A 12184-nucleotide genomic window follows, 5' to 3' on the forward strand; every position below is an offset into this window, starting at 1 on the left:
GCTATTTTCCCAATTCCAGCAACAATTTAACCCCCAGCACGGTAGCGGGAATCCGGTAATTTGGCGGAAGGTTTGAGAGCACTACAACAGCGGTTTTTGTCTTTGGCTGAAAGCCGATATAACTGTTATAATCTCCCGTACCGCCGTTATGCCATATAATCCCGTTTTTGTTATCAATAATCCAGGCCATTCCAATCTCATCCATATGGATATCCATGGTCTTATAATTTTCCGTAGAAGCCTGTATGGTTTTCAGGCTTTTATGGCAGTCTGAAAAATACGGATGGCTGTCCATCTGCATTTGTGCGTAGGCAAGCATGTCTGATATATTTGATGTGACAGCGCCTGCGGGAAGATAGGCATCATTTATTTCCCAATCCCAGTAATGGCCCAGGTCGCCCTTTTTATCTGAAATTTTCGTATCTTTAAGCCCCAATTCCTTTTCCATAAAGTCATTTGCCAAGGTGGTATAATCGGCATCATACACGGCCTCAACCACAAGTCCCAACACAGCATACCCGAAGTTGGAATAGGTAAAACCGTAACTCTCTTTTTCCATGCTTAAATCATTTACCTTGTCTAATACCATTTCCTTTGTGATGCCCTGGAAATCATTTTTTCCCGTAAAAAAAATTGAAATCATGGGGCTTTCAAAATAGTACCCCTTATATCCGGAAGTGTGGGTTAGAAGTTCTTTTATCCCAGGATACTCCCTGCCCTTTCGAAGGGGCAGGGAAGTTTCGATTGTGTCGTCAAGATTGATTTTTCTCTGGACGGCCGCCTTGTTAATCAGGGCAGCGCAGAGAATAACCGTCATGAAAATTATAGTTTTTCTTGTTTTACTGTTCATTTTAAATCCCAGATTATTCGTCAATGGAATAGTTGGGGGCTTCTTTTGTAATGTGGATATCATGGGGATGGCTTTCTTTTAAAGAAGCTGCCGTAATTTTTACAAATTTTGCCCGGTCATGGAGTTCCGGGATGGTGGGACATCCGCAGTATCCCATACCGGAACGGATTCCGCCTACAAGCTGGAAGATGGTATCCTCCACACTGCCTTTGTATGCCACACGTCCTTCCACCCCTTCCGGCACCAGTTTTTTCGCATCTTCCTGGAAATAGCGGTCTTTGCTGCCGTTTTCCATGGCAGCGATGGAGCCCATGCCTCGGTAGACTTTATATTTTCTTCCCTGATAAAGCTCAAAAGTACCTGGCGCTTCGTCACATCCCGCAAACATGCTTCCCATCATGCACACATTTGCACCGGCGGCAAGGGCTTTTGTCATATCACCGGAGTATTTGATGCCGCCGTCGGCAATAACGGGAATGCCGTATTCCCTGGCAGCCTCGTAGCAGTCCATAATGGCGGTCATCTGGGGAACGCCGATACCTGCAACCACACGGGTGGTACAGATAGAGCCGGGGCCGATACCAACTTTCACACAGTCTGCGCCGGCTTTAATCAAGTCTCTGGCAGCGTCTCCTGTTGCAATATTTCCGGCAATCACCTGTAAATCTGGATACTTTGTTTTTACCTGCTCTAAGGCGGTAAGGATGTTTTTGGAGTGGCCGTGGGCGGAATCCAATACAATGACGTCCACATGGGCTTCCACCAAAGCGTCCACCCGCTCCATCATATTGTGGGTGATTCCCACTCCGGCTCCGCAGAGAAGGCGGCCCTGTTCATCTTTGGCAGACAATGGGTACTTAATCTGCTTTTCAATGTCTTTTATGGTAATCAGGCCCTTTAAGTTATATTCGCTGTCCACCAGGGGAAGTTTTTCTTTTCTGGCTTTTGCCAGAATTCCTTTTGCCTCCTCTAAAGAAATCCCAGTGGGGGCGGTAATCAGTCCCTGGGAGGTCATGGACTCTTTGATTTTTTTGGTAAAGTCCGTTTCAAATTTTAAGTCACGGTTTGTGATAATGCCGATTAACTTTTTGCTGTTAGCCTCTACAATGGGAACGCCGGAAATGCGGAATTTGCGCATGAGATTTTCGGCGTCCTGCAATGTATTTTCCGGATTTAATGAAAATGGGTCGGTAATTACGCCGTTTTCCGAACGCTTTACTTTGTCTACTTCATCTGCCTGCGCTTCAACAGACATGTTTTTGTGGATGATGCCGATACCACCCTGTCTTGCCATGGCAATTGCCATTCTGTGTTCCGTAACGGTATCCATGCTTGCGCTCATCATAGGAATGTTTAACTGGATTTTGCCGGTTAATTGTGTAGTCAAATCAATCATATTCGGAGTTACATCAGAATACTGGGGAACTAATAATACGTCGTCAAAAGTAATGCCTTCGCCGATAACTGTACCCATTTTTAAATCCTCGCTTTCTTTTGAAATATGTTTTACGTTACTTAGGTAATTAATGCATCATTTTAGCAAAAAATAAGGGAATTGTCAATTTATTTTCAGGAGAAAATGTGGTATGATATCCCTGTGTTTGAAAGGATGGTGGCAAGATGAAAAATTCCGTGGGTACAAAGGACATGACAGAGGGGAATACTTATTCACTGATGCTGGGCTTTGCGCTGCCCACACTTCTCAGTGAGGTTTTTCAGCAGTTATATAATACGGCGGATGCCTTTATCGTGGGAAAGTGTCTCGGAACAAGTGCACTGGCGGCGGTTACATCTTCCGGTACGCTGATTTTTTTGCTGGTGAGTTTCTTTATAGGGATGTCTATGGGTGCGGGGGTGGTTATTTCACGGTATTTTGGAGCAAAAAAGGAAGATGAGGTCTCCCGGGCTATCCATACGGTGCTGGCTTTTGGAATTGTAAGCGGAATACTCCTTACGGTGGTGGGAGTCGCCTTCACCCCCACATTTTTAAAATGGATGCAGACAGACCCGGAGGTAATGCCCCAGGCGGTGGAGTATTTTCGCTATTACTTTCTGGGCGCCATGGCCCTGGTGCTGTATAATATCTGCCGCAGCATTATAAACGCCCTGGGTGACAGCCGAAGGCCCTTGTATTATCTGATCTTTTCTTCTCTCCTTAATATTGTGCTGGATGTGTTGTTTCTGGGTGTGTTTGGCTGGGGCGTATGGTCGGCGGCGGCAGCCACTGTTTTATCCCAGATGGCCAGTGTGGTGTTTTGTATGGCCTATCTGCTGCAAAAGGGTAATATTTTCACGGTGGATCTGAGAAAAATCCGGTTTCACCGTGATATGCTCTCTGAGATTGTCCGTTACGGCCTGCCTTCCGGGGTACAAAATTCTGTGATTGCCTTTGCAAATGTTATTGTGCAGTCCCAGATTAATTCCTTTGGCAAGCTGGCTATGGCGGCCTACGGCACTCATGCGAAAATTGAAGGTTTCGCATTTTTGCCCATTACCAGCTTTAATATGGCATGTACCACTTTTATCAGCCAGAATCTTGGGGCAAAGCAGTATGACCGGGCAAAATCGGGGGCGCGTTTTAGCATTTTTGCGGCGGTGCTCCTGGCGGAGGCAATCGGTGTCTGCTATTTTATTTTTGCCCCCGCTTTCATCGGATTTTTTGACCAGACGCCCGGCGTTATTGCCTTTGGGGTGCAGCAGGCCCGCACCGTTGCGCTGTTTTACTGTCTGCTGGCCTTTTCCCATTCCGTTGCGGCTGTGTGCCGGGGGGCGGGAAAAGCTTTTGTGCCCATGTGCGTGATGCTTTCTGTCTGGTGTGTGGTGCGTATCCTTTACATTATTATAGTTATGCGCCTCACCGGTGAAATCCGTTATATCTACTGGGCATATCCCCTTACCTGGGGAATCAGCTCTGTGATCTATCTAATTTACTATCTGCGCTCCGATTGGGTGCATGGGTTTGAAGCGTAGAGTTTATTTTGAAAAAGGGAATGGAAAAAAACATTATTTAAAGACGGAAATTAAGGAGGTTCTCAATTGAAAACAAGAGAAGAGGCACTGGCATACGGCCTGTCATTTCCGGACACCTACCAGGACGCTCCCTTCCATGACGATAACTGGCAGTTAGTTCGGGTGCAGGGCAGCAAAAAAGCATTCCTCTGGACATATGAGAGAGACGGTTTTATGAATCTGAATGTAAAAGCAGATCCTGAGTGGAGGGATTTCTGGCGTAGTACATACAAATCTGTGGTTGCAGGATGGCATCAGAATAAGGAGTGTTGGAATACCATAATTTTAGACGGGACAATCCCGGACAGGGACATAAAACGGATGATAGAAGAGAGTTATCATATCGTGACATACAGTCCCTCAAAAAAGATATATGAGGCAGTGAAAAAAATTCCAAAGGGCAGGGTGGCGACCTACGGCCAGATTGCGGAACTTGCCGGGGATAAAAAGATGGCCAGGGCAGTGGGAAATGCACTGCACAAAAATCCTGACCCGGAGGGGATTCCCTGTTTTCGGGTGGTAAACGCAAAGGGGGAACTTTCCGGGGAGTTTGCATTTGGAGGGGCGGGGGCCCAGGCAAAGCTTCTTTTGGAAGAGGGAATCGAAGTGGTGGACGGAAAAGTGGATTTAAATAAATATGGCATAGAATTTATGAAGACTGTTTACGGACTGGGTTATACATTGACAAACAGGCAGGATTCAGAGTAAAATAATAGGTATGCAGGATTTTAGGGAAGCAGGAAAGGAACCGGGATAATTATGAATGCAAATGCGATTCAGGAGCTTTTGAATAATCAGTTTGGAATCACCATTGTATTTGACAATGAGGGAATCCTGTATTTTATGAGCCAGGGCGGGGAAGAGGAACTGGGATATAAGTGGCAGGACACAAATATCCGTCAGATTTGTTCCGCCATGTTTCCTGAGGACAGGGATATTAAGACCTATATGGAAAAAATAGGGGGAAGGAAAGTACATACCATAGTCTGTCGGGCAAACCATACCAGTTTTCCGGCTTTGGTAAGAAGTTCCGTTTTTCAGATAAAAGAAATCAGCGTGAATATTGCCACAATTTATAATCTGCAGCAGACGGAAGAGGCTATTGTGCAGCTGGTGAAAACGGAATCTCATATAAAAGAGGGCATTAAATCCAGAAATGAATTTGTTGCAAATGTCACCCATGAACTCCGTACCCCGGTAAACGGGATTAAGGGACATGTGACAAATCTTTTAGAGCAGGAGGAAAATGCTGATACCAGGAAAATTATGGATATTATTCTCCAGTGTTGCGGAAATATGGAAAAAATAATTAATAATATGATGGATTTTTCTAAAATAGAGGCGGGGAAATTTGAGATAATGGAGGAACCTTTCGACATCCGGAAATGTGTGAAAAACGTGGTGGACACCAGTATTACCATTGCCAACGGAAAGGGGATTACCCTCTCCTCCTATGTCTCCGATGATATCCCTGAGACACTTATCGGGGATGAGCTCCGCATCGGCCAGATTTTAAATAACCTGGTGAGCAATGCGGTGAAATTTACCTCTATCGGCTACGTGAGGATAGAAGTGTACCGCACCATGCAGAAAAACCATCAGGTGGAATTGACCTTTTTCGTAATAGATACGGGAATCGGCGTCACTGCGGAGGAAAAAGAAAAGATGTTTAAAAGTTTTTCCCAGGTGGACGGCTCTGTCACCAGGCAGTACGGCGGGACAGGGCTGGGGCTTTACGTGTCAAAACAGCTCATTGATTTAATGCATGGAACCATTGATTTGGAAAGCGAAAAGGGTAAGGGCTCCACATTCCGGTTTACGCTTCTTTTGGACGTGGACGGAAACAGTGACGGAAGCAGTGAAGTTTTGGAAAAGATTACGATGTTGGATGAGCTTCGGGCGGAAATCAGACAATCCCAGGACACTTTGGATGTGGAACAGATTTATCAGTTTGGCACAAGGGAAAACAGGGAGGAGATTTCTAAAAATATGGAGAAGCTTACCCTGTGTATTGAGATGGGAAACTGGGGAAGGGCGGAGCAGTTTGCAGAAAATGTTAAGAAGCTCTGCGAGGAAGCACCCAAGGAGATAAAGAATAAAATTTTCCGTATGCAGATGTCGGTGCGGAAAGAAAATTATGAAAAGAGCCTGAGCGGTTTAGAGGGCATTCAGACGGAGTTAAATAAGGTTTTACAAGAGGATTAGGAGAGTTTTTTATGGAACTGATTGATGGAAAAGTGCCAAAGATACTGATTGTAGACGATGTGGACATCAATATTACAATCATAAAAAAGTGCGTGGAGAAAATGGGGTATACGGCACTGACTGCCACAAGCGCCAAGGAGGCAGTCAACCAGTTTTATGTGGAGATGCCCCATATGGTACTCCTTGATATTGTGATGCCGGATGTGGACGGATATCAGTTTTGCGATGTGTTAAAGGGCTATGCGGAGACAAGGGATATTCCCATTATTTTTATCTCCTCAAACAATACCCCGGGGGACAGAAAAAAGGCATATGATTCCGGGGGAATTGATTTTATCGGAAAGCCTTTTTTGTACGAGGATATGGAGCTGATTATCAATAAGCATATGCGGATTTACGCCAAGCAGAAACGCATTGAAGAAGACAAAAAAAAGATGAATAAAATCATCAGCGAGCAGGCGAAAGAGTTTAAGGAAGAACAAAAAAGGCTTCTCACTGTAATTGCACGTCTGGGGGAGGACGGAGAGCTGTTTGGAGGCATGGAGCATCAGGAGAACGTGGCGGAAAATGCCAGGCTTATTGCGGAGGCGTTAAACTTTACAGAGCGGTATGCCAACCAAATTTCCGAGAACTTTGTGGAGGGAATCCGGGTGGCGGCGTCCCTTCACGACATTGGAAAAATAACCATTCCCAGAGATATCTTGAAAAAACCGGATTCCCTCACAGCGGAGGAGAGAAGGATTGTCAATACCCACACCACTTCCGGGTATGAAATTATCAGAGAAGTGTACCATAATATAGAGAATAACCAGATGATTAAAATTGCGGTGGAAGTGATTCGCTCCCACCATGAAAATTTTGACGGCAGCGGGTATCCCGATGGGATGAAAGGAGAGGAGATACCTCTGACGGCAAGGATTGTGCGCATTGCGGATACCTTTGATTCCATGTTGAGGAACCGCTGTTACCGTCCTGCCTACAAACGGGGAGACGCCCTTTCCGTTATGGAGTCTGGCCGGGGGAAAAAGTATGACCCCTATCTTCTGGATGTATTCTTTAAAATCGAAAAGCAGATGAAAGGGTAAGAGGTATTTACCATGACAGAAAGTGAATTTTCAAGAATAGCAGATTTTGCGTCGGAGCGGTACGGTCTTGATTTGGGGCAGAAGAAAGCTCTTGTGGAAAAGAAAATGGACAATTATCTAAAGGCCAAGGGATTCAAGAGTTACGATGAATATATGAATATTGTGGAATATGAAATGCTTGGCACGGAGGAACAGAATTTCATTGACCGGATTACTACAAACCACACATATTTTCTCAGAGAGCCAGAGCAGTTTTATTATTTCAGGGATGAAATACTGCCGGAATTAAGGGAAAAAGAAACCGCTACAAAAAATCTGAGAATCTGGTGTGCAGGGGCTTCCACAGGGGAGGAACCATACACCATAGCTATGCTTTTAAGGGAATTTTTCGGGGATGCCTATGAGGAGTGGGATACGGGGCTTATGGCAACGGATTTGTCAAGAAAAGCCCTGGAGAAAGCGGTGAAAGGGATATACAGAAGGCAGCAGCTTGAGGGACTGCCCAAACACTGGATAAAAGATTACTTTTTAAAAGTAAATGAGAAACAGTTTGAAGTGAAACAGGATATCCGGAAAAACGTAATTTTCCGTCAATTTAATTTAATCAATCCTTTCCCTTTTAAAAACAAACTCCATGTTATTTTTCTGCGGAATGTGATGCGGTATCTGGAGGAGGAGGTAAACAGGGATTTGATAGAGCGTATCCGGGGCTTTTTGGAGCCGGGAGGATACTTGATTACCGGTATGACCGAGACCATTGATGCAAGTGCGGCAAAACTGGAATATGTGGGTTCTTCTATTTACAGAAGACCTTTGGTATAAAGAGCGGTTTGGCACAAAAAACGCTTGAAAGAGAGGATGAGGGGTACGGCAATGGAAAAAACAAATATTGATTTTGGAATTATTGAAGAGACATTTGAGATTGTGATTGCCTTTGACCAGCAGGGAAAAATTTTGTTCGGCAACAAGTCTGCCAGGGAAAAATTAGACTACAGTGAAGAGGAACTTAAGGATAGGAATCTGACTGAGATTTTCTGGCAGGAGTTCCAGGTGGAAAATCAGGTGTTTGCGCCCTTTGATGCGGCAAAGCTCACAGATAAAAAGGAGACGGTGATGTACCGGAAAAACAGTTCCTGTTTTCCTGTCTCCCTCCGGTTTCTTTTTACGGAGGATAAAACAGGTTATCTCTTTGCGGAGGATTTGACCTGGAATAAAGATATGGATGTGCGGCTTCGGAAATTAAAAGAGGCGGAGGATATGAACCGCAGGCTTCGGAATGAATTTACCGCAAACGTCACCCATGAGCTTCGGACTCCGGTAAACGGCATCAGGGGCCATGTGACCACCCTTTTAGACGGGATAGAGGATGAAAACCAGAGAAAGACCCTTGACATTATCCTTTACTGCTGTGACAGTATGTCGGCGATTATCAACAATATCCTTGACTTTTCCAAAATGGAGTCGGGAAAGTTCTCCTTAAATGAGGAGGAGTTTGATTTCTATAAGTTAATAGACCAGGTATTTGCCACCCACATGACGGAAATTAATAAAAAAGAATTAAATTTCAATGTGTATGTGGACGACAGCATTCCCCAGTTTATTATCGGGGACGGCCTTAGAATCGGACAGATTTTAAATAACCTCCTCTCCAATGCAGTGAAGTTTACACTGATGGGGCAAATCAGCGTGGATATCAGCAAGACCATGCAGGTGAATGATGAGATTGAATTATTTTTTATGGTAAAAGATACGGGAATCGGAATTACAAAGGAGCAGCAGGATTCCCTCTTTGAGAGTTTTAACCAGGCGGATGCCTCCATTACCAGGCGTTTCGGGGGAACGGGCCTTGGTCTTTCCATTACAAAGCAGCTAGTGGAAATGATGAACGGAACGGTACATGTGAAAAGCGAAAAGGGAAAGGGAAGCGCATTTTCCTTTAACGTCAGGCTGCATACAAGCCAGAACGTAAATGAGAGTCAGGATTTAAAGGATGCCTTCAACAAGTGGAATACCCTTACCGGAGATATGGAGGAGGATGCATCGGAAGACTTTATGGAATTTGGTTCCCCGGACAATGTGGCGGAGTTTGAAAAGAGGATGGAAAAACTCATTCTCTCCATTGAGCTTGGTTCCTGGGAAAAGGCGGAGACATTGGCGGAGAGTATTAAAGTTTTACTGCAAAACGGGGGAAAAGACTTTAAAAACCCCATACTCCGCATGGAGATGGCTGTCCGGAAAGAAAATTACGAGAAGAGCATGACGGCCTGTGATAAGATAAAGGCTGCATTTGAGGAAAAACTGGGATAACAGCGTTTTCGCTGTTATGTACAGGAAAAAAGGAAAAGAGGTGTTTTTCGTGGACGGAGCAATGAAAAAGCAGGAACAGCCCAAAATACTGATTGTGGACGATATTACCATGAATGTGGAAATCCTACAGGAGATTTTAAAATCCCAGGGATATGAGACTTTGTGTGCCCTAAGTGTGCAGGAGGCCCTGGATTTGATGAAGGAGAATATGCCCCAGCTTATTCTCACAGATTTTTCCATGCCGGGGATGAACGGGCTGGAGTTTTGCAGGCTGTTAAAGAGCAATCCCCTCACAAGGGATATCCCCCTTATTTTTGCAACGGTGGCGGATTCCAGCGCCGATAAAAAGAAGGCATTTGAGGCGGGGGTAGTGGATTTTATCCGCAAGCCTTTTGAGCCCATCGAAGTGATTATGAGCGTGAAAAACCAGATGAACAGCTATTACGCTAAGCGGGAGATGGAAGACTACAACCGCATGATGCACAAAATGGTGACGGAGCAGAAAAAGCAGATGGAGAAGGAGCAGGAGAAGGTTCTTTTAGCCCTTCAGACTGTGGCGGAGAGAAGAAATGCCCATGAGGGAAGCCATTTAAAGAATGTGGGATATAACAGCAGGCTTTTGGCCCAGTGTCTTCAGCTTGTGCCCAAGTATGAGAAAATGGTAAACAATGCATTTATCGATACCATAGGGGTGTCTGCAAGGCTCCACGATATTGGAAATATCCTTATGCCCGATGAGACTTTTTTAGATGATTACCGTTCCAAGGAAGAACAGAAAAAAGCTTTCGTGAAGCATCACACGGAGGAGGGGGCAAAACTTTTAGAGGAGCTTGGGGCAAACGAGGGAAACCGCTTTCTTGATATGGCCGTTTTAATCTGCCGTTACCACCATGCAAAGTGGGATGGAAGCGGATACCCGGAAAACATGTCCGGTGAGGATATCCCTTTAGCTGCCAGGATTACGGCGGTGGCAAATGATTTTGACGCCCTGCTTCGGGCACGGTATAAAAGTGAGCCCCTTTCCCTGGAGGAAAGTGTGCGGATTATGAATGAGAGAAGCGGAAAGGCATATGATTCCCGTATTATCGAAGTGTTTAATAAAGTGGTAAAACAAATGCGCACGGACTGATAAAAAGGACAGGAAAGGAGAGCGTAACATGAAAATATTATTGGCGGAGGACGATTTTGCCAGCCGGAAGTTTATGGATAAATATCTTTCCCAGTACGGCGAATGTGATGCCACTGTGGACGGTGAGGAAGCGGTAAACGCCTACCTTATGGCTTTGGAGGATGAGGAGCCTTACGACTTAATCTGCCTGGATGTTATGATGCCTGTGATGAACGGTTATCAGGCCTTAGAGGCCATCCGAAAGGATGAGGCGGAGAGGGGAGTGGAAAAGGAAGACCGGGTGAAAATTATTATGGCTACCGCCTTAAGCGGTGAGCGTGTGGTGGACAAGGCGAAGAAATTGGAGTGTGAAGCCTATGCGGGGAAGCCTATCGACGTGGAAGAATTTGACAATATTTTAAGAAATTTAGGATTGATATCCTGAGAATAATTGTAAAGAGGAGAAATTAAAATGGATGAGAATAAAAAAAGAGAGTTAGTAGATGCTGGTGTCAATGTGGATTCGGCTTTGGACCGTTTTATGGGAAATGAAAAACTGCTGATGCGGTTTCTTTTAAAGTTTTCTAATGACACCAATTACGAGAGACTGAAAACTGCCATGGAAAAAGAGGATTACAAGGAAGCTTTTGAGGGGGCCCACGCCTTAAAAGGGTTAAGCGGAAACCTTTCACTGGATGCCCTTTATGAGGCGGCGGGAAAAGTGACAGAGGGGCTCCGCCACGAGAATTATGAGGAGGCAAAGGAGTGGATGCCGAAAGTGACGGAAGAGTACGAGAGAACAGCAAAAGTTTTAAATACCCTGGAGGGTTAGGCAGATGGAATTTCGTCCATGTATTGACATTCACAATGGAAAAGTAAAACAGATTGTGGGAAGCAGTTTAAGGGATAAGGGGGATTTGGCCAAAGAAAATTTTGTCTCGGAGATGGACGGGGAATATTACGCCCGTTTTTATAAGAAAGACGGCATAAAAGGCGGTCATATTATTCTACTAAACCCAAAGGACAGCCAGTTTTATGCAAAGACCAAGGAGCAGGCTCTCTTAGCCCTTCACGCCTACCCCGGGGGATTTCAGGTGGGGGGCGGCATTACAGCGGAAAATGCCTCTGATTTTTTAAGGGAAGGGGCAAGCCATGTGGTGGTGACTTCCTACGTGTTTTCCGGGGGGAAGGTAAATTATAAGAACTTAAAGACACTGGTATCCGAAGTGGGAAAAGAGCATCTCGTCCTAGATTTAAGCTGCCGCAGACGGGGGGAGGATTACTATATCGTCACGGACCGGTGGCAGAAGTTTACCCAGGAGAAAGTGACCCGGGAACTCTTGGAGGAGCTTAGGGGCTATGCAGATGAGTTTTTAGTTCATGCCGTGGATGTGGAAGGAAAAGTAAGCGGCATTGAAAAAAAGCTGGCAAAGCTTTTGGGAAACTGGGGGAAAATTCCTGTCACTTATGCCGGGGGGATAGGCACTTTTAAGGATTTAGAGAGTTTGTATGAGGCAGGGCAGGGCAGGCTCAACGTTACCGTGGGCTCTGCACTGGATTTGTTTGGGGGAACCATGAAATACAGGGAAGTCCTTGAGTTTATCAGGGAAAGAAAATGAG

The 12184-nt window shown here is 45.2% G+C and carries 12 protein-coding genes; 10 read left to right on the forward strand and 2 right to left on the reverse strand.

The features are described 5' to 3' along the window. Position 1: 1 nt before the first annotated feature. Positions 2-850, reverse strand: a complete 849-nt coding sequence (locus D7Y06_RS04415) for a serine hydrolase domain-containing protein (protein WP_158591234.1) — start codon at positions 848-850, stop codon at positions 2-4. Positions 851-863: 13 nt separating this feature from the next. Then, positions 864-2324 carry an IMP dehydrogenase gene (guaB, locus tag D7Y06_RS04420; protein WP_120406628.1) on the reverse strand — a complete coding sequence of 487 codons (1461 nt, stop codon included), beginning with the start codon at positions 2322-2324 and terminating at the stop codon, positions 864-866. A 146-nt stretch (positions 2325-2470) separates the two neighbouring features. Between guaB and D7Y06_RS04425 the strand changes: the two genes are divergently transcribed. The 10 genes from D7Y06_RS04425 (at position 2471) to hisA (ending at position 12183) form a co-directional block, all read left to right on the forward strand. Continuing rightward, a complete protein-coding gene (locus D7Y06_RS04425) occupies positions 2471-3820 on the forward strand; it encodes an MATE family efflux transporter (protein ID WP_120406629.1) in 1350 nt (449 codons plus the stop codon). Positions 3821-3886: 66 nt separating this feature from the next. After that, positions 3887-4567 carry a methylated-DNA--[protein]-cysteine S-methyltransferase gene (locus D7Y06_RS04430; protein WP_120406630.1) on the forward strand — a complete coding sequence of 227 codons (681 nt, stop codon included), beginning with the start codon at positions 3887-3889 and terminating at the stop codon, positions 4565-4567. Between the two features lie 51 nt (positions 4568-4618). After that, entirely contained in the window at positions 4619-6064 is a 1446-nt protein-coding gene (locus tag D7Y06_RS04435; RefSeq protein ID WP_120406631.1) for a sensor histidine kinase, read from the forward strand. A gap of 11 nt (positions 6065-6075) precedes the next feature. Further along, complete coding sequence (locus D7Y06_RS04440; protein ID WP_120406632.1) at positions 6076-7149, forward strand: HD domain-containing phosphohydrolase; 1074 nt, start codon at positions 6076-6078, stop codon at positions 7147-7149. 12 nt (positions 7150-7161) lie between these two features. Beyond that, a complete protein-coding gene (locus D7Y06_RS04445) occupies positions 7162-7971 on the forward strand; it encodes a CheR family methyltransferase (protein ID WP_120406633.1) in 810 nt (269 codons plus the stop codon). A 51-nt stretch (positions 7972-8022) separates the two neighbouring features. Beyond that, positions 8023-9456: a PAS domain-containing sensor histidine kinase gene (locus D7Y06_RS04450; RefSeq protein ID WP_158591236.1), complete on the forward strand. Its 1434-nt coding sequence runs from the start codon at positions 8023-8025 to the stop codon at positions 9454-9456. A 49-nt stretch (positions 9457-9505) separates the two neighbouring features. Beyond that, positions 9506-10585, forward strand: a complete 1080-nt coding sequence (locus D7Y06_RS04455) for a response regulator (protein ID WP_158591238.1) — start codon at positions 9506-9508, stop codon at positions 10583-10585. 28 nt (positions 10586-10613) lie between these two features. Beyond that, the gene (locus D7Y06_RS04460) at positions 10614-11009 is read left to right on the forward strand and encodes a response regulator (RefSeq protein ID WP_120406636.1); all 396 of its coding nucleotides are present in this window, start codon (positions 10614-10616) and stop codon (positions 11007-11009) included. A 27-nt stretch (positions 11010-11036) separates the two neighbouring features. Beyond that, the gene (locus tag D7Y06_RS04465; RefSeq protein WP_120406637.1) at positions 11037-11396 is read left to right on the forward strand and encodes an Hpt domain-containing protein; all 360 of its coding nucleotides are present in this window, start codon (positions 11037-11039) and stop codon (positions 11394-11396) included. A 4-nt stretch (positions 11397-11400) separates the two neighbouring features. Beyond that, a complete protein-coding gene (gene hisA, locus D7Y06_RS04470; RefSeq protein WP_120406638.1) occupies positions 11401-12183 on the forward strand; it encodes a phosphoribosylformimino-5-aminoimidazole carboxamide ribotide isomerase in 783 nt (260 codons plus the stop codon). Position 12184 lies beyond the last annotated feature (1 nt).

The organism is Roseburia sp. 1XD42-69 (genome assembly GCF_003612565.1).
Taxonomy (GTDB): Bacteria; Bacillota; Clostridia; order Lachnospirales; family Lachnospiraceae; genus Roseburia_B.